This is a genomic window from Curtobacterium poinsettiae, assembly GCF_025677645.1.
Taxonomy (GTDB): domain Bacteria; phylum Actinomycetota; class Actinomycetes; order Actinomycetales; family Microbacteriaceae; genus Curtobacterium; species Curtobacterium poinsettiae_A.
This window is the reverse complement of sequence record NZ_CP106879.1, coordinates 1,788,085-1,804,637: the sequence shown is the minus strand read 5'-3', so window position 1 is coordinate 1,804,637 and position 16,553 is coordinate 1,788,085. Positions and strand designations below refer to the sequence as shown.

Below are 16,553 nucleotides of genomic sequence, written 5' to 3'. Positions count from 1 at the left end.
AGTCCGTCGTCACGCACGCTCAGAGCCAGTGCCGCCGCTTGAACACCGCCCACAGCACGACCGCCAGCAGGACCATCGCGACGATCGCCGCCGGGTACCCCCACACCCACCGCAGCTCGGGCATGTGCTCGAAGTTCATGCCGTAGATCGACGCGACCAACGTGGGAGCGAACAGGATCGCCGCCCACGACGAGATCTTCTTCACCTCTTCGCCCTGCTCCATCGACGCCCGCGCCAGCCGCCGGCTCTCCTCCCCCTGTGCCAGGCTCGCGCTGGTCATCCGTCGCATCGCGTCGTTCTGCTCCTGCGTCACCAGGGTCGAGTGCAGGGTGAGGGCGTTCTCGAGCAGCGTCCGGAACGTGTCGACCCGCTCGGTCACGCGGATCGCGTGGTCGAGCACGTTCCGCAGCTGGTTCTGCACCTCGGTGTCCGTGCCGTACTTCTCGGCGCCGCGCAGCAACGCGTTGAGCATCCCGGGCAGCGGGCCGATGGCGCGCTGGAACCCGATGACCTCGCTGAGCAGCTGGTAGATCCGCCGCGAGGACGCCGGGTCGACGTCACCGTCGAACAGGTCGTCCTCGATGTCGTCGATGTCGTCCTGCAGCCCGGCGACGACCGGGGCGTAGCTGTCGATGACCTCGTCGAGGACCGCGCAGAGCACCGCCTCGGATCCGCGCCTCAGGGCGTCCGGATCGGCTTCGAGTCGCTTCCGCACGTCCGCCAGGTTCGGCTGCTCCGCGTGCCGGACGGTGACGACGAAGTCGCGCCCGGTGAACAGGTGCACCTCACCGAACTCGACGGTCTCCTCGTCCTCGTCGTACCAGGCGGGTCGCAGCACCACGAACAGGGTGTCGCCGTAGCGCTCGAGCTTCGCGCGTTGGTGCCCCTTGTGCGCGTCCTCGACCGCGAGCGGGTGCAGCCCGAACTCGTCCGCGACCGAGGCCAGCTCGGTGGCCGTCGGTCGGAACAGCCCGATCCAGGCCATCGCACCGCTCCCCGCGGCGTTGAGCGCCTCGTCGGTCAGGCTGAGGTCCTGCGGCGACTCCGTTCGGGTTCCGTTGACGTAGATGCCGTTGTCGATGAGGGCCACCGGTGTCCTCCTGGTTCCGTGTGCGTGCGGGCAACCTGCCGATCATGCCGGACCGCCGACGGCGCGAGCGCTTCCCTGACGGAGCCCTCACGCTGCGCGCCGGATTCCTGTCGGAGTCCTGACATGCCCTGGGCGCGACCCCAGGACGGACTGGAGGCACGGTGCCAGCTGGCACCGTGCCTCCAGTCCGTCCGCCGTTGCGTTCAGGACCGCCGGCAGTCCGATCCGCTCGTTGCGTTCAGGGCACGTCCTCGCCGAAGGCGAGCAGCGTCCACGGCTCCAGGTCGTGCATCCCGACGCTGGTCTCCCGCTCGATACCATCCGGCCGGAACTCCCGCTTGACGTAGTCGACGAGATCATCGCCGTAGATGACGACGTCCGTCTGGTGCACCGAGAAGACGGGCGCCCCGCTGCCGACCGGCGCGGCAGGCAGGTAGCGGTGCGAGTACAACGGCACCAGCTGTGGCCACTGCCGCAGGTGCCGCGCAGCCACCTCGAGACGCTGCGACTCGTCGCCGGGTCGCTCGCCCCACGACCCGGGCCAGAAGGCGTCGTGACGGACGTCGAACAGGGCACCCTCGACCGGCCACCGGATCGCTCGCCGCAGTCGCTCGTCGTTCCGAGCGCGCCAGTCGAACCACCCGTCCCCGCTCGGCAGCGCGAGGGAGAGCAGGGCCCGGTGGTCCGCGCCGAACCGGACGCCGTACCGACGCTCGGCCCGCGCCAGTTCCCGTTCCGTCAAGCCGGGTTCGAGAGCAACACCGAACGTCCGGAGGAGTTCGACGGTCAGGGCTGCGGACACCCTCGCAGCCTAGGCCGACGGACGCGAGCCCCACGAGCACGTGGCAGACGAGACGGCGTGGATCTGACGGAACGTCGGCACGACAGCGAAGATGGCGAGGTGAATCGCACCGATCGGCTCTACGGCCTCGTGGAGGAGTTGCGCGCCGTCTCCCCGCAACCGCGGAGCGCGCGTCGTCTCGCGGAGCGGTTCGAGGTGTCTGTGCGGACGATCGAACGGGACATCTCCGCGCTGCAGCAGTCGGGTCTGCCCATCTGGGCGGAGCCCGGCCGGACCGGCGGGTACGTCATCGACGCCTCCGCGACGCTCGGCCCGGCGGGTTTCACGCCGGACGAGGCCCTCGCGGTGCTGATCGGGCTCGGCTCGCTGGGGCGTAGTCCGTTCCGGCAGGCGGCGCAGACCGCGGCCAGGAAGACGCTCGCGGTGATGCCCGCCGGGGACGCCGCACGAGCCAGCGCACTGGCATCCCGGGTGCACTTCCTGGAGGACGACGAGGACACGGCCGTCCCGGCCGAGTTCGCGGCGGCCCTGCGCGCGGATCGGGTCGTGCGACTCCGGTACCGGGACGCTGGCGGAGCGGAGTCCGTCCGCGACGTCGAACCGCTGGGGTCGATCGGGAAGGACGGTCAGTGGTACCTGATCGCCTGGTGCCGGACCCGCGACGGGGTGCGGGCGTTCCGCGGCGACCGGATGCTGTCGGTCGAGGTCACCGACGAGCGGCCCGCACAACGTGTCCTGCGATCCGAGGACCTCGCGATCCAGTACGGACGACTCCGGCCGGTCCTCGACGACTAGCTGCGCCGTCGTTTTCCGGAAACACCGACAGGACGGTGTCGCGCCGGCCGGTGAAGCTGGCCTCTCCGAGTCAGCAGCACCACCGTGAGGAACCCCATGTCGTTCGCATCCGTCCGCATCATCACCGACGACCTCGAGGGCATGGTCGCCTTCTACGAACGTGTCACCGGCCAGCAGGCCGAGCGCCCCGCACCGGTCTTCGCGCAGTTCACGGGCGCGGGTGGGACCCTCGCGATCGCCAGCACCGCCACGGTCGCCATGCTCGGCGGCGCGCTGACGCCGGCGACGAACCGTTCCGTGCTCATCGAGTTCGAGGTCGCCGACGTCGACGGCGACTTCGCCGGACTGCGGTGCAGCAGCGACGACGTCGTCCTGGAGCCGACCACGATGCCGTGGGGCAACCGCTCCGCACTGGTCCGCGACCCGGACGGCAACGTCGTCAACCTGTTCAGCAGGCCCGCCGCCAGCTAGTCGGGGTGCTCAGGCGGCGGCGGCATTCGCGGACGAGCGGGACTCCGGCGCGATGCCTTGATCAAGCAGATGCTCGCGTCGTAAGCGCCCGCTTCACGCAGCCTTCGGCACGGCCGCCAGCGTGCGGCCGTGTCGTGCTGCCTGCTTTTCAGCACGGACCCGCAGTTCGTCGGCCAGCTCCGCGAACTGGTCGAGGGCGGGGTTCACCCCGACGAGCGTGAACTCACGCGTGACCACCTCGAGGTCGAGCTGCCAGACGTCCTCCAGGATTCGGCGCATCCAGGCCGTGGCGTGGTCCCAGCCCTCCCTGGGTGTGCCCACGGAGTAGTTGCCGCCCTGCACCGTGACGAGGACGGCCGGCTTGCCCACGGTCGCGGGCACGGCGCCGGGTGCCATGCGTGGGTCGGTCAGCACGAGGTCGACGTAGGACTTGAAGTGCTGCGAGACGCCGAAGTTGTAGAGCGGCACGGCGAACAGCAGCGCGTCGGCACCGGCGAGCTCGTCGGTCAGCTGGGCGGCCAGGGCGACCGCGGCGGCCTGGCCCGCCGTGCGCTCGGAGTCGGGCGTCGCGGATGCAGCGACGGCGTCGGCCCAGCTGTCGGCGGGCACGGGGTCGGTGCCGACGTGACGGCGGGTCACCTCGGAGCCCGCATGCACGGCACTCCACTCGGTTTCGACGATGTCGCCGAGTGCTCGGCTGGTGGAGCCGTCGGTGCGGATGCTGGCGTCCAGGCGGAACAGGGTCATGACACTCCTTCGATCGTTCCCGAGTCGACGACCCGGGCTTCGGTTACGATGAGTAACCCTGCCCGCCGGGTTCCCGTTACCGCAAACGATCCCCTGTTACCCGGCAGTAACCACGGGAGACCCCATGACGGACCAGACCGCGCTGGACCAGTTGCAGGCCCGGCTCCACCAGTCGATGCCCACGATGGCCGAGCTGTGCACGAGTGAGGACCCGGAACTCTTCCGGTCGCTGCTGTCCCGGATGGGCGACAAGTGGACGCTGTTGGTGATCGGGGTGCTCGGTGACGAGCGGCGGCGGTTCACCGAGCTCTCCGAGGTCATCCCCGGCATCTCACGCCGGATGCTGACCGTGACGCTGCGCGCACTCGAGCGCGACGGGCTCGTCTCGCGGACGGTCCACGCCGAGGTGCCGCCGCGCGTCGAGTACGAGCTCACCGATCTCGGACGGTCGCTGCAGTACGTGGCCCTCGCCCTCGCCGACTGGGTGCGGGAACACCAGCAGGTGATCGCCGGCAACCGGCAGGTCTTCGACGGTGACGGTGACGCCCGAGATCGATGACGACGACCCTGGCGCCAGCCCCCGGTCGGGTCCTGAGCGGAAAGAACAGCGCTGGCACCCGAGCTCAGGAGGCGAGGGGCTCCGGCTCCCATGCCGGGTCCGTTGACGGGTGCTGCACGACGTACCACCCGAGCGGGATCGCGACGACGATGGAAGCGAATGCTGCAGCAAGGAACGTGAGCTGCCCGGCCAGAAGGATCCTGGTCAACGCCTCGCGGGGACGGCACTGCACGAGGGCGTTGAGCACGGCGACACCGACCGAACCACGCGGCTCCCCGTAATCGACGGCCGCTACCTGCGGAGCCGGTCCGCGGCGTCCGTCGCGGCACCGACCATGCGGCGGATGAACGCGGCGTGGTGCTCCAGCTCCGCTGCAGGCACCTGTTGCAGTGGGCATGTTGTTGGTTGGGCTGGCAATGGTCGGCGTCACATGGGGCTGTGTTCTCATAATCTTCCCGAGGCCGATCGCCCGCTTCGCGCGGAAAGTGCAGGGGGAGTTCTGGGGAGGGCAGTTCACTCCGGAACTCACACGATTCGTTGGCTGTGGATTTGTTCTCGGAGGCGTCATCGCAGCTGGGACGTTCGTCGCCGAGTTCCTCAGGCGCTGAGAGCCGGAGGATTGCCGCGTACGGGATCGCTAGGCGGTCAGTTGGGCTCGGAGCTCTTCTGGCGTCAGGTCGTAGCCCGTCGCACGAGGTCCCGACCAGTTCAGACCTGCGTTCAGTCCGTCCTTCTCGATTCCCGGAAGCCATCGGCTCTCGAAGTCAACGCGCGAGATCTCCAGGGGTCGAAAGCCCTTGTACGCCGGAACCTGTGCGATGACGCGCTCCGCGCGAGACCGCCGAGACCAGAACGGCATTGCCCGGCGGCCATCGGCTGCCTTCGGTGCGGGCACACCGTTGTTGTCTTCGACCGTCCACACCGGCCCGTTGCTGCCGATCTCACGAAAGAACGACGACGCCTGTGCAGCACTGACAGTCACACCACAAAACTAGCGCAGACCCTCGTGCCGGTAGCCGATCGCCCATCGGGGCGTCGGTCGGGTAGTTCCACGGGTAGCTTGAGCATCATGACGACTCACGAATGGCTGGGCCGACGCCTGCCGCTGTGGACGCTGGTCCTCGTCGGTGTCGTTCTTCTCGGCGTCGCCGCGTCGCTGTTGGTCCTCGTCGACTCGATGTTGGTCTTCCTGGCTATCTCACCACTCAGCGTCGTGGGGCTGTACACGCTCGCCTATGCCGGCGGGGAGTGGCGACGACGAAGCGACAAGCAGAGCTCCCGGTAGCCGATCCGCTAGCGGTCTTCGCCGTCCCGCAGGCTTTTCAAGCCCCCGTACAGCGGCCACGGCATGAGCACGATCAACAGGAGCCACGACCCGGGTTGGGTGGTGTTGATGATGATGTTCAGCAGTCCGAGCGCGAGCAGAAGACTGGCTGCGATCACCATGAACCACGCAAACGGGCGCGGATACTTCGGCGGCTTCACCAGCTCAACGTAATGGCGAACACATTGTCTCGCACAACGATCGACCGCCGAACGAGCCTGCCAGCGACTCAGGTTCGCTTCGACCGGTCACGCTCGGATCGCGCGGACCCGTGGAGTGCGAAGCCGATCGCACCGACGACCGCAGCCAGCAATCCCATCGCCGCGATGACCAGCCCTCCGGCCACGAGCCCGATGTACTGGACGCCCGCACCGAGGAGCGCCATCACGAGCCCCGCGACCAGAGCTCCGAGGCCGAACGCAAGGCCGAACACACGAGGCGGAATGCGAGAGAACATGCTTCCATCCAACTATCAACGAGCGGCGCCGGAACGCTCTCGGGGTGGAACCCGTTCGTCCTCGACAAGGGCGCCAGCCAGTGCAAGGAAGGAAGGTCTGATGTCTCCTCGCAGCTACAAGATCACCTTGGCCGTCCTCGGCCTGGTCAGTCTCTTGCTCGTGCCGTTCTTGGTGCAGGGCGCCCTGCCGTCGATGTACGGCACGGTCGCACTCGTCGTTGTCGTCGCCTGGCTGCTCTACGGCGTCGTCAGCTCGAAGCTGACCCGACGATCCGGGCACAGCTAGGCAGGTCTCGGTGGCCCGCAACTGACGGACTGGAGGCCCGGTGCCAGCTGGCACCGGGCCTCCAGTCCATCAGCGGCACGTGTCCAGGGCCTGCGCTCCTGTCGTCGCGTCCCACGCGCGCCGCCGTGCTCGGCAGCACCATCCGGTCACCCCCAGGTCAAGGGCTGTTCACCCGCTGCCGCTACCTCTGCTTGTCGGACCGCTGCCCGAGGGTCCCGATACCGGAGGACCCATGAACACCCGCACCGCACTTTCCTGCGTTGCCGTCGCTGCCCTCGCCTCGCTGGTGTTCGCGGTGCCGGCACACGCCGACGAGGCCAGCTTCACCAGCAGCAAGCAGCCCTACATCGCCCCCAGCCAGTCGGACATCGACGCCTACTCGCCGGCGCCGACGGGCTACGCACCCGTCGCCACGGAGTCCGTCGCCCGACACGGATCGCGGGGACTCTCCGCGTACAAGTACGACGCGCTGCTGCACCGTCTCGCCGCGACCGCGCAGGCCGAGGACGGGTTCCTGACGCCGGAGATCGGGAAGGAGTTCTCCGCGAACCTCGATGCCATCACCGCGGCGAACGTCGCGAACGGCTACGGCATGCTCACCGGTCAGGGCGCCGCCCAGCACCAGGGCATCGGAGCACGAGCCGCGCAGCGCAACAAGCAGCTGTTCGCAGCTGCGGCGAAGACGGGCGGGCGTGTCGTCGCCGAGACATCGGGTGAGTCTCGCGCGACGGAGTCGGGCGAGAACTTCTTGCGGGCCTTCGGGGCCACGGGCGTCAAGCTCGAGCCGCGCCCTGACCTGCTCTACTTCCACGAGGTCGAGAACCCGGACGGCACCGAGAAGGCCGAAGGGTCGCCCGAGCGCCAGCGCGCCCAGGCGTACCAGGACTACGTCGCCGCACAGACCGGTGACGGCGGCACGATCGCGGCGGCCTTGCAGTACATCGAGGCGAAGCCGCGATCCGTCGAAGCGGCGAACGACCTGCTCTCCGGCATCTTCACGCCCGCGTTCATCGCCGCAATCGGCACGGACAAGGCACACACCTGGTACAACACCGCCGACGGTTCCAAGGGCGGCGCGGTGACGTGCGCACCCGGCGCTGACACGACGGCCGATCCCGATGCCTGCGGCGATCCGAAGAAGTCGATCAAGAGCACCGTCGATGCGGCGATGGCGCTGTACAACCTGTACATCATCGCGGCGGACATGCAAGAGGAGAACGTCGCTCCGCACGCCTTCGACTTCGCGCAGTACTTCGCTGGCCGGCCGGCGGATGCCGAGTGGTTCGCGTACCTGCTCGACGCCGAGGACTTCTACGAGAAGGGCCCGAGCCTCGCCGGGCACGACGAGACCTACTCGATCGCCGAGCCCCTGCTCGACGACTTCTTCGCCACGATCGACGCCCGCGTCGCCGGCGGCAACGTGGTCGCGACCTTCCGCTTCGCGCACGCCGAGACGATCATCCCGTTCGCTGCGCTGCTGCGTCTGCCGGGATCCACCGTCGCCGCGCCCGACAACGCTGCTCCGGTCTCGGACGCCGACGTCTACGACGACGCCACCAACCCGTGGCGAGGCTCGGAGGTGACGCCGATGGCGGCGAACGTGCAGTGGGACGTCGTGTCGCGTGCAGGCATCGACCCCGCTACCGGAGCGGCCTACACACCGCTCGTGCGCATGCTCGACAACGAGCGGGAGATCGCGTTCGCCTCGGGGTGCCGTGCGGTCGCCGCAGGCTCGCACTGGGTCAAGGAGACCGAGCTCAAGCACTGCCTCACCGGCACGGCGATGACCGAGAGCCCGCTGATCGCTGCAGCCGTGCCAGGACCGACCGCGACGCCCACCGCGGAGCCCACGCCGACGCCGACCGTGGCACCAGCGGCGCAGGGCGCCGGCGCACCGACGACCCCGGCGACGGCGACGCCGACGACCCCGGCGACGGCGACGGACACGCTGGCCGCGACCGGAGCGGAGTCACCTGTCGGACCGGCGTTGCTCGCGACACTGCTCCTCCTGGCCGGTGCCGGGACGCTGGTGCTGCGTCGCCGGCGTCGCCCGCGACCCACCGAATGAGCCCGGCGCAGATCCGCGACTTCTCGAGATGACCAGCCGGTACCGGCGCACCGCGCCAGCGGGCTGACGGCCGGACTGGAGGCACGGTGCCAGCCGGCACCGTGCCTCCAGTCCGTCAGCGTGACCCGTCCAGTGCCGCGCACGACGCGACCACGCCGCTCACCATCGCGGCGCGAGCCGCGAAACGAGCCGACCCCCGGCTGCCCCTTCCTCGGGAGCCGTCCTGGTCGTATGGTTTACAGCGTTGTAAACGGGCCGCCGCAGGGACGGCTCGCAGGTCACGGCCGTTGCACGGCCCGATGGACGACGACGTCCACGAGGAGCACCCACTTGCGCCCCATCTCCTTCCGATCCCGAGGGCTGCGCCGTGCGCTGTCGTCGGGCATCGTCGCTGCGACCGCCCTCGGCATGCTCGGGATCGCCGCGATCCCGGCCGCCGCGGACCCGGCAGCCGACCGCACCGTCGTCTCGGGCCAGGCCCGGTTCGAGGTGCTCTCCCCCACCCTGATCCGCACCGAGTACGCCGGCGACTCGCAGTTCACCGACGGCAGCACCTTCAACGTCATCGGCCGCGACGACTTCGCACCGACGACGTTCACGAAGACCGAGCGGGACGGCTGGCTGACCCTCGACACGGGCGCGATGACCGTCCGGTACAAGGAGGGCTCGGGGGCCTTTACGCAGGACACCCTGCAGACCACCGTGACCACGGCGTCCGGCCAACGGGTCACCGGCACGCCGTGGGCGTCGACGCCCACCCCCTCGTGCACGATCGGCACCCTGTGCGAGGCCGAGACGCTCGGGCTCACCGGCCTGTCGCTCGCCACGGACCACGCGGGCTTCACCGGAGCAGGGTTCGCCGCGGGCTTCGAGTCCGTCGGCAACGCGATGACCTTCACGACCACGGCGGACCAGGCCGGCTCGTACGACCTCGCCCTGCGTTACGCGAACTCGCAGGGTGGCGACGGCCAGGTCGCCACCCGCACCCTCAGCGTGACCGTCGACGGCGGTGCCGCGAAGACGATCCGGCTCGCTCCCGGCGCGAACTGGGACGACTGGAAGACCACCGCTGCCACGACGCTCGACCTGACGGCGGGCGAGCACCGCGTGCGCATCGAACGCGCCGCGGACGACTCCGGCCGGGTGAACGTCGACAGCCTGGCCCTGGTCAGCGAGGGTGCCGCCTACCCGGCACCGTCGACCACGGTCACCGGCGAGGACTGCGCGTTCGGCACCGTGTGCCAGGCCGAGGACTCGGCACGCACCGCTCCGGCGACGACCGCCACCAACCACAACGGCTTCGCCGGGGACGGCTTCGTCGCCGGGTTCGAGCGTGCCGGCGCGCAGCTGACGACCCACGTCACCGGGGTGCCGGCCGCGGGCGACTACGCCCTGCAGGTCCGCTACGCCAACGGCTCCGCCGGGACGCCGACGCTCACAGCGGCCCCGACCGGCCAGCAGGCCACCACCACCCAGCTCCCCCGCACGAGCGGCTGGGACTACTGGAACACCGCCACCGTGCCGGTACACCTGGCCGCTGGCACGAACGACGTCGTGATCGGGTGCCCGACCGTGGCGAACAACTGCAACGTGAACTTCGACACCGTCGCCGTGGTCGGCACCGCGTCGCCGGTCCTCGCCGCACACGCTCCGCTCGGCGGGTACCGCCGCGACCTCGACACCGCGAACGGGTCCGTCAAGACGAACCCGGGCCTGCTCTACCAGGACGGTTGGTCGCTCCTCGACGACAGCGCCTCGGCGCTGTACGACCCAGCGACCGACACCGTCACCCCCGCTGGCGACCACGGCGGCGAGCGCTACCAGGACGGCTACGTCTTCGGGTACGGCAGCGACTACCGCCATGCCCTGCAGGAGCTCGCCGTCCTGACCGGTCCGACGAAGCTGCTCCCCCGCTGGGCGTACGGCGTCTGGTACTCCGAGTACTACGACCGCTCGCAGGCCGACTACCTGGCCATCGCGAAGCAGTTCCGGGACGAGAACGTGCCCGTCGACGTCATGGCGATCGACACCGACTACAAGGTCGGCAGCCCCAACAACCAGGGCGACAGCAAGTGGAACGGCTGGTCCGTCGACCCGTCCCGGATCCCGGACATGACCGGCCTGCTCGCCGATTGGCACGCCCAGGGCATCCACAACACCCTCAACATCCACCCGTCGATCTCGAGCCAGGACCCGAAGTTCGCCGAGGCGCAGGCCACCGCGAAGGGCAGGCTCACCAAGGGCGACGGCGACCGGTACCTGTTCGACTGGTCCGACCCCGACCAGCTCAAGGCCTACTTCGACCTGCACACGTCGCTGCAACCGAAGGGCGTCGACATGTGGTGGCTCGACTGGTGCTGCAGCGAGAACTCGAAGTACTCCGCGAACGGCGTCACCCCCGACGCGTTCATCAACCAGCAGTACGCGAAGTACACCGACGAAGCGCTCGGCGGCCGGGGGCTCGCGTTCTCGCGGGCGTACGGCTCGCTGACGGCCGGTGGCTACGGCAATCCGCAGGCGGTCCCGACCGGCCCGTGGGCGGACAAGCGCACGACCGTGCACTTCACCGGCGACACCACGTCGTCGTGGGACATGCTGCTCGCCGAGGTCGGCTACACCCCCGGTGAGTCCGCCGCGACCGGCCTGGCCTCGGTCAGCCACGACATCGGTGGCCACAACGGTGCGCAGTACGGCATCGAGGGCGCCGAGGAGGGCACGACCCAGCTGCCCGAGGACCTCTACGCCCGCTGGGTGCAGCTCGGCACCTTCCAGCCGATCGACCGCCTGCACAGCAACCACAGCGACCGACTGCCGTGGCAGTACCCGGCCGCTGCCGAGGCATCGGCGAAGCGGTTCCTGAACCTCCGCGAGGCCCTGGTCCCCCTGACCTACACGCTCGCCGCCCAGGCGACCGAGACGGGCACCCCGATCCTGCAGCCGCTCTACCTGCAGTACCCCGAGGCGCAGGAGTCCTACGCCCAGGCCGGCTCGGAGTACCTGTACGGCCCGGACGTCCTCGTCGCCCCGGTCACCACCGCGAACGACGACTCCGGCAAGGCGACCCGCTCCGTCTGGTTCCCGGCCGGCAGCTCGTGGACGGACTGGTTCACCGGCAAGACGTACGCCGGAGGCACCACCGCCGACGTGACGACCGACCTGAACAGCATGCCGGTGTTCGTGAAGAGCGGCGGCATCGTCCCCACCCGCACGGAGCAGGTCAAGAACGACGCCGCACCGCTCGACGCCGTCACCCTGACGGTGGCGACCGGCGCGAACGGTTCGTTCGACCTGCACGAGGACGCCGGCGAGGACAGCGCCGCGGACGGCGCCGCGAAGTCGAGCGCGATGACCACGGCCACAGCGTCCGCGAAGGCCACGGCGGGCAGCGCCTCCACCGCCGTCCGCTACACGCAGCAGGCGACCGGCGGCTCGCTCGCCATCGCCCCCGCCGACGGCTCCTTCGCCGGCCAGGTGCAGGACCGCTCGTGGACGGCGACCTTCACGAACGCCGACCGGCCGCGCACCGTCACCATCGACGGCCGCCCGATCGCGACGAGCGCCTGGACCTACGACGCCGACACCCGCACCATCAGCGTGCCGGTCGACGAACGGTCCGTGACGAAGCGAACCGTCGTCGCCTTCAGCAGCAAGGCGGCGGCGACCCCGGTCCTGCGGGTCGAGTCGCCTCGGGTGGACGCGGGCGACACGCAGACCGTGACCGGCGCCGGGTTCCCGGCCGACACCGACGTGGCGCTGACGACCACGCCACGCATCGGTGGTGCCACCGCGCACACCGACGCCCGTGGTGCATTCTCGGCCGACCTGCGGGTGCCGAGCACGGCGTCTGGTCGAGTGACGGTCACCGCGTCGGGCGACGGTGCAGCCCTGGCTCGGGCCGCCTTCACCGTCGTGGCTGCGGCTGCCCCGGTGCCCACCGCGTCGCCGAGTGCGGGCACGCCGGGCAGCGGCGCTCCGACGCCGGGTGACAGCGGATCCGGTACACCTGGCGCGGCAGCGCCGGGCAACGGTGGCGCGGATGCGGGCAGCGACCCAGGAGGCGCACTGGCCTGGACGGGCGCGAACCTGCTCCCCCTCGGGCTGGTGGCGGCGGCACTGCTCGCGGCCGGTGGACTCGTGTGGACGCTGCGGAGCCGGCGACGCCGGACGCGTGGCTGAGCCCGCCTGAGCGGTCACCTGTCAGGGGCAGTTGACGGACGGACGGGAGGCCCGGTGCCGGCTGGCACCGGGCCTCCCAGTCCGTTCGTGGTCGCGCTGCCCCCCCCCCCCCGTCACGCGTCCGGAGGAGGGTTGCGGCCGGAGACACACTTCCTAGACAAAAAGTTCTACGTCTGACATGTTAACGGCTGGACGTCAGAGTCAAGAGAAGGAGTAGGCGATGAGCAAGATCGGTCAACAGGCCCGGCGCATCACCGCAGGGGTCGCCGCACTAGCGGTCGGCGGCACGGTGTTCCTCGGCGCGATCCCCGCGCATGCGCAGGGCGATGCCCAGAAACTGGGAGTCGTCGGCGGATGGTCCGAGAGCACCGGGACCGTCAATGGCGCAGCAACCGGGATGTCGGTGTTCGCGGTGAACCACCGCGGCGCAGCGGAAAGGAAGACGATCAACGGGACGACGCACAAGCGCGCGCATGGTTGGACGACCTGGGTCGGCGTGCAGCACTACACGCGTGCGCGGCTCGAGCACGGCAGCAGGGTCATCGCGGACTCTGGGCGGAAGTGGGGCAGGTCCGGCACCGAAGCGGTGACCGTGTGGAAGCCGTACCGGCCGAACCAGCCCGGCAACGGGGTCGGCACTGCGAAGACCTACTACGGCAGGTGACGCATCGACAGCTCACGGCGACCGCGGGCCTGCTCCTGCTGGCCATGCTCCTGACGGTGCTGATCGGGGCGTTCGACGAGCGTCGACGTGTCGTCGCCGCGGAGGGCAATGACCTCCGCACGGGCCAGAGCGCGTGGGTGACCGCGACGATCGACGAACTCATGCGTGCTCGGAGCGCGTTCGAACCGGGGACGAAGGTGTTCGTGGGGCTGGACGGTGACGTCCGCGCCGTCGTGGTCCTGTCCGGACAGTGGACAGACGTTCCGCTGCACGACGGGCACGCTCTGACCGGGCGTCCCGGTGAGGCCCTCGTCGGCGCTGCTGTCGACGTCCGCGACGAGGACATCACCGTCGGTGGCACGACGTACGAGGTGGTGGGGCGTCTCGGTGTGCGGACCGACAGCCTGCTGTCCGATGACGTGGTCCTCGCCGATCCGGCGCAGTTCTCGGCGTCACCGCAACGGCTGCTCCTGGACGGCCCGAGCAGTGTCCGCCACTACGGCGCACAGTTCCCCGGCCGAAGCGTCGAGGTAATCGACGACGGCACGAACCGCAGGACGAACGTCGACGCCGTGTCGCCCATCCTGGTCGCGCTCGGTTCCCTCGTCGTCGTGCTCATCGCCGTGGTTGCCGGTCTTCAGGCCGGGCGATGGGAACTCCGCACCGCCGCCGTGCGCTTCACCACGGGGATTCGTCCACTGACCACCCTTCGCAGCGCTGCCATCCGAGTCGGCGTGATCAGCATCGCCGCCAGTACGACCGCGCTCGCGGGCGCGGCAGTCGTGAGGCAGACCACCATCCTCGACCTCGACGTCACCACGGCAGTCGTCGCGGTCGGAACCGTCGTGCTTGCCGTCGCCGTCGCTTCGTTCTGGCAGGGAACCCGACGATGGAACTGCTGAACGACCTCCGGTCCAACTGGGCGATCATCGTCGCCAAGATCGGCCTGCTCGTGCTGCTCGCGCTCTGCTGGTACAACGTGGCGTCGTTCACCCAGTCCACCTCGCAGGCAGTGGCCCAGGGCCTGTCCGCCGATGCCGACGTCGACCTCTACACGGTGATCGACGATCTCGACCCGGACGCTTTCGAAGCGATCCGTCGGGACCAGCACGCGCTCGACGCAGTCGCCTCGTTCGTCGACCGCATCGACGACGAGCCCGGATTCGACTTCATCTCCTCGTACGACCAGCCCGTCACCGTCCAGGACTTCCGCGGCGACGACCGCTTCGACGTCGGGTACGGCACCGAGTACACGCTCAAGGGGAAGTACCGGGACGAGTCCGGCAGGACCGTTCAGGACATCAAGTCCATCCAGCTCAGCGAGACCGCGTACGAGTTCGCGGGGCTCTCCGTGCAGGACGGCGAGCCGATCGAGTGGGACGGCGTCGACTGGGGATCCGGCCGGGTCCCGGTGCTGCTCGGCAACGAGTACCGCGGCGTGTACGAGCTCGGCGAGCGACTCACCGGAGCGGTCATCCTGCAAGAGCAGGAGCTCGAAGTCGTCGGATTCCTCGAGCCGGACAGCGCCATGTACTTCCGTGGTGCAGCCAACCACTACCTCGACGACACCGTCATCGTGCCCTACCCGCCGACACTCGCCGGACTCGACCGAGCAGCACTCGACCGGTTGGATCCCGAGCTGTTCGACCGTCTGGTGTTCCAGGTGCTCAACGCCGATCTCGCCGTCGATCACAGCCTCGATTTCGGAGGCGTCGTCGCGCGTCTCGACGCGATCGGAGACGACACCGGCTTCCGGTCGTACACATTGCTCGGAGTCCCGAGCTACCTCGTGCAGCTCTCCTTCGTCCGCCAGCTCATGCAGGACAACCTGGTGCTCGTCACCGCGCTGCTCGTCTCGATAACCGCGGGCGTGGGCATCATCACGGCGTTCCTCAACCGGCTCCTGCATCACCGTCGAGCGCCAGTCGCGCGGGTGCACCATCTCCTCGGGAGGAGTCCAGGTGCCACGAACCGGCTGTTCCGCACAAGCCGCCTGATCGAGTACACCGCCGCGCTCGGGCTGTTCCTCGCGTCCACCGCGCTGCTCCCCAACGACAGTGCGATGGCTCGACTCGGAGCCGTCACAGCCCTGCTCCTCTGGTGTGTGGCGGACGGCGTACTCAGCCGACGAGCCGTCCGCATCGAACTGACCACCCAACGCCGAAGAGGTACCCCACGATGATCGCGCTGCGCGACGTCTCGAAGACGATCACCGAGCCCGACGGATCGACCCGAACACTGTTCGACCGACTCGACTTTGACCTTCGCGACGACGATCGGTCAGTAGCCATCACCGGGCGGAGCGGATCCGGCAAGAGCACGCTGCTCCGGATCCTCGCCGGCGTCGACACCGACTTCGGCGGGACCTACGAGCACGACGGGCACGTGCTCGAGCGCAACGCGTCCAGAATGGCGGAGCACCGACTGCGACACATCGGCATCGTCACCCAGGACCACAGCCTCCTCGGCGACCGCAACGTGCTCGACAACGTCCGGCTCGGAGTTCCTGCTCGCACTGATTCGGCCGCCCGAGCACATGAGGCCCTCGAGGCGGTCGGCATCAGTCACCTTGCCGCCAAGCGCCCACGACGACTGTCAGGAGGAGAAGCGCAGCGCGTCGGAATCGCCCGAGCCATCGCGAAGCGCCCAGCCGTCGTCCTCGCCGATGAGCCCACCGGAGCACTGGACGAGACGACCGAGGACGACGTGCTCGCCCTCTTCGACCGGCTGCAGCAAGCAGGGACCACGTTCGTGATCGTCACCCACAGTGAGCGGGTTGCACAGCGGTGTGGACGACGACTCCAGCTCCAACACGAGCAACTCATCGCGCACGGCCCGTGATGGAGCCTGGAGGTGGGCCCCACCAGCCGGTACCGGCACACCGCGCCAGCGGGGTGACGGCCGAGCCTGGAGCGAAAGTGCCAGCTGGCACCGGGCCTCCAGTCCGTCAGTGGTTGCGCTCCAGATCCCCGGTCACGCGTGCGCCGTCCGGTCGCGGCCAGCGCGAGGTCAGGTCGGTGCGTGCTGCGGGCGGACGTGAGAGAACGGCGAAAGCAGTCGTCCACTGGCGTGCCCTCACCGAACGAGTCGGGACGCCGTTCGACGGCGCTGAGA

17 protein-coding genes are annotated in these 16,553 nt (G+C 69.5%); 11 read left to right on the top strand and 6 right to left on the bottom strand.

Translation table 11 applies throughout. From position 1 onward, the window contains the following. Positions 1–19: 19 nt before the first annotated feature. Both OE229_RS08770 and OE229_RS08765 read right to left on the bottom strand, forming a co-directional pair. On the bottom strand, positions 20–1,090 hold the full coding sequence (locus OE229_RS08770; RefSeq protein ID WP_262137469.1) for a magnesium and cobalt transport protein CorA: 1,071 nt from the start codon (positions 1,088–1,090) through the stop codon (positions 20–22). Positions 1,091–1,328: 238 nt separating this feature from the next. Next, positions 1,329–1,892 (bottom strand): hypothetical protein, encoded by a 564-nt coding sequence (locus tag OE229_RS08765; protein ID WP_262137468.1) that lies wholly within the window; start codon positions 1,890–1,892, stop codon positions 1,329–1,331. A gap of 99 nt (positions 1,893–1,991) precedes the next feature. Between OE229_RS08765 and OE229_RS08760 the strand changes: the two genes are divergently transcribed. Together OE229_RS08760 and OE229_RS08755 are read left to right on the top strand one after the other, a co-directional pair. Next, positions 1,992–2,687 carry a helix-turn-helix transcriptional regulator gene (locus tag OE229_RS08760; RefSeq protein ID WP_262137465.1) on the top strand — a complete coding sequence of 232 codons (696 nt, stop codon included), beginning with the start codon at positions 1,992–1,994 and terminating at the stop codon, positions 2,685–2,687. A gap of 96 nt (positions 2,688–2,783) precedes the next feature. Next, the gene (locus OE229_RS08755) at positions 2,784–3,158 is read left to right on the top strand and encodes a VOC family protein (RefSeq protein ID WP_262137463.1); all 375 of its coding nucleotides are present in this window, start codon (positions 2,784–2,786) and stop codon (positions 3,156–3,158) included. 93 nt (positions 3,159–3,251) lie between these two features. On the opposite strand, the gene OE229_RS08750 is transcribed toward OE229_RS08755, so the two are convergent. Beyond that, positions 3,252–3,905 (bottom strand): FMN-dependent NADH-azoreductase, encoded by a 654-nt coding sequence (locus OE229_RS08750; RefSeq protein ID WP_262137461.1) that lies wholly within the window; start codon positions 3,903–3,905, stop codon positions 3,252–3,254. A gap of 124 nt (positions 3,906–4,029) precedes the next feature. On the opposite strand from OE229_RS08750, the gene OE229_RS08745 reads away from it, so the two are divergent. Beyond that, positions 4,030–4,464, top strand: coding sequence for a winged helix-turn-helix transcriptional regulator (locus OE229_RS08745; protein WP_308201655.1), 435 nt, complete (start codon positions 4,030–4,032; stop codon positions 4,462–4,464). Positions 4,465–5,101: 637 nt separating this feature from the next. On the opposite strand, the gene OE229_RS08740 is transcribed toward OE229_RS08745, so the two are convergent. Further along, positions 5,102–5,446 carry a DUF2750 domain-containing protein gene (locus OE229_RS08740; protein WP_111054303.1) on the bottom strand — a complete coding sequence of 115 codons (345 nt, stop codon included), beginning with the start codon at positions 5,444–5,446 and terminating at the stop codon, positions 5,102–5,104. Between the two features lie 87 nt (positions 5,447–5,533). Between OE229_RS08740 and OE229_RS08735 the strand changes: the two genes are divergently transcribed. Next, on the top strand, positions 5,534–5,749 hold the full coding sequence (locus OE229_RS08735; protein WP_111109663.1) for a hypothetical protein: 216 nt from the start codon (positions 5,534–5,536) through the stop codon (positions 5,747–5,749). An 8-nt stretch (positions 5,750–5,757) separates the two neighbouring features. Here the strand turns inward: OE229_RS08735 and OE229_RS08730 are convergent, their stop codons facing one another. After that, positions 5,758–5,949 (bottom strand): hypothetical protein, encoded by a 192-nt coding sequence (locus OE229_RS08730; protein WP_262137458.1) that lies wholly within the window; start codon positions 5,947–5,949, stop codon positions 5,758–5,760. A gap of 68 nt (positions 5,950–6,017) precedes the next feature. After that, positions 6,018–6,245 (bottom strand): hypothetical protein, encoded by a 228-nt coding sequence (locus OE229_RS08725; protein WP_262137457.1) that lies wholly within the window; start codon positions 6,243–6,245, stop codon positions 6,018–6,020. A 100-nt stretch (positions 6,246–6,345) separates the two neighbouring features. Here OE229_RS08725 and OE229_RS08720 point away from each other — a divergent pair, with 100 nt between their 5' ends. From OE229_RS08720 to OE229_RS08690, 7 genes are all read left to right on the top strand, one after another. Further along, the gene (locus tag OE229_RS08720; protein ID WP_262137456.1) at positions 6,346–6,531 is read left to right on the top strand and encodes a hypothetical protein; all 186 of its coding nucleotides are present in this window, start codon (positions 6,346–6,348) and stop codon (positions 6,529–6,531) included. A 232-nt stretch (positions 6,532–6,763) separates the two neighbouring features. After that, on the top strand, positions 6,764–8,599 hold the full coding sequence (locus OE229_RS08715) for an LPXTG cell wall anchor domain-containing protein (RefSeq protein ID WP_263345250.1): 1,836 nt from the start codon (positions 6,764–6,766) through the stop codon (positions 8,597–8,599). A 330-nt stretch (positions 8,600–8,929) separates the two neighbouring features. Beyond that, entirely contained in the window at positions 8,930–12,775 is a 3,846-nt protein-coding gene (locus OE229_RS08710; protein ID WP_262137453.1) for a TIM-barrel domain-containing protein, read from the top strand. 220 nt (positions 12,776–12,995) lie between these two features. After that, complete coding sequence (locus tag OE229_RS08705) at positions 12,996–13,439, top strand: hypothetical protein (protein ID WP_262137451.1); 444 nt, start codon at positions 12,996–12,998, stop codon at positions 13,437–13,439. Next, a complete protein-coding gene (locus tag OE229_RS08700) occupies positions 13,436–14,341 on the top strand; it encodes a hypothetical protein (RefSeq protein ID WP_259581200.1) in 906 nt (301 codons plus the stop codon). Before OE229_RS08705 ends, OE229_RS08700 begins: the two co-directional genes overlap by 4 nt. After that, the gene (locus tag OE229_RS08695; RefSeq protein ID WP_262137449.1) at positions 14,329–15,621 is read left to right on the top strand and encodes a hypothetical protein; all 1,293 of its coding nucleotides are present in this window, start codon (positions 14,329–14,331) and stop codon (positions 15,619–15,621) included. The genes OE229_RS08700 and OE229_RS08695 overlap by 13 nt, the downstream gene beginning before the upstream one ends. After that, a complete protein-coding gene (locus tag OE229_RS08690; protein ID WP_262137447.1) occupies positions 15,618–16,280 on the top strand; it encodes an ABC transporter ATP-binding protein in 663 nt (220 codons plus the stop codon). Before OE229_RS08695 ends, OE229_RS08690 begins: the two co-directional genes overlap by 4 nt. The last annotated feature ends 273 nt before the right edge of the window (positions 16,281–16,553 follow it).

Coding starts and splice junctions, on each gene's coding strand:
- OE229_RS08745 (WP_308201655.1), top strand. CDS start 4,030: ATGACGGACCAGACCGCGCTGGACCAGTTGCAGGCCCGGCTCCACCAG.
- OE229_RS08715 (WP_263345250.1), top strand. CDS start 6,764: ATGAACACCCGCACCGCACTTTCCTGCGTTGCCGTCGCTGCCCTCGCC.
- OE229_RS08735 (WP_111109663.1), top strand. CDS start 5,534: ATGACGACTCACGAATGGCTGGGCCGACGCCTGCCGCTGTGGACGCTG.
- OE229_RS08725 (WP_262137457.1), bottom strand. CDS start 6,245: ATGTTCTCTCGCATTCCGCCTCGTGTGTTCGGCCTTGCGTTCGGCCTC.
- OE229_RS08720 (WP_262137456.1), top strand. CDS start 6,346: ATGTCTCCTCGCAGCTACAAGATCACCTTGGCCGTCCTCGGCCTGGTC.
- OE229_RS08705 (WP_262137451.1), top strand. CDS start 12,996: ATGAGCAAGATCGGTCAACAGGCCCGGCGCATCACCGCAGGGGTCGCC.
- OE229_RS08755 (WP_262137463.1), top strand. CDS start 2,784: ATGTCGTTCGCATCCGTCCGCATCATCACCGACGACCTCGAGGGCATG.
- OE229_RS08690 (WP_262137447.1), top strand. CDS start 15,618: ATGATCGCGCTGCGCGACGTCTCGAAGACGATCACCGAGCCCGACGGA.
- OE229_RS08695 (WP_262137449.1), top strand. CDS start 14,329: ATGGAACTGCTGAACGACCTCCGGTCCAACTGGGCGATCATCGTCGCC.
- OE229_RS08750 (WP_262137461.1), bottom strand. CDS start 3,905: ATGACCCTGTTCCGCCTGGACGCCAGCATCCGCACCGACGGCTCCACC.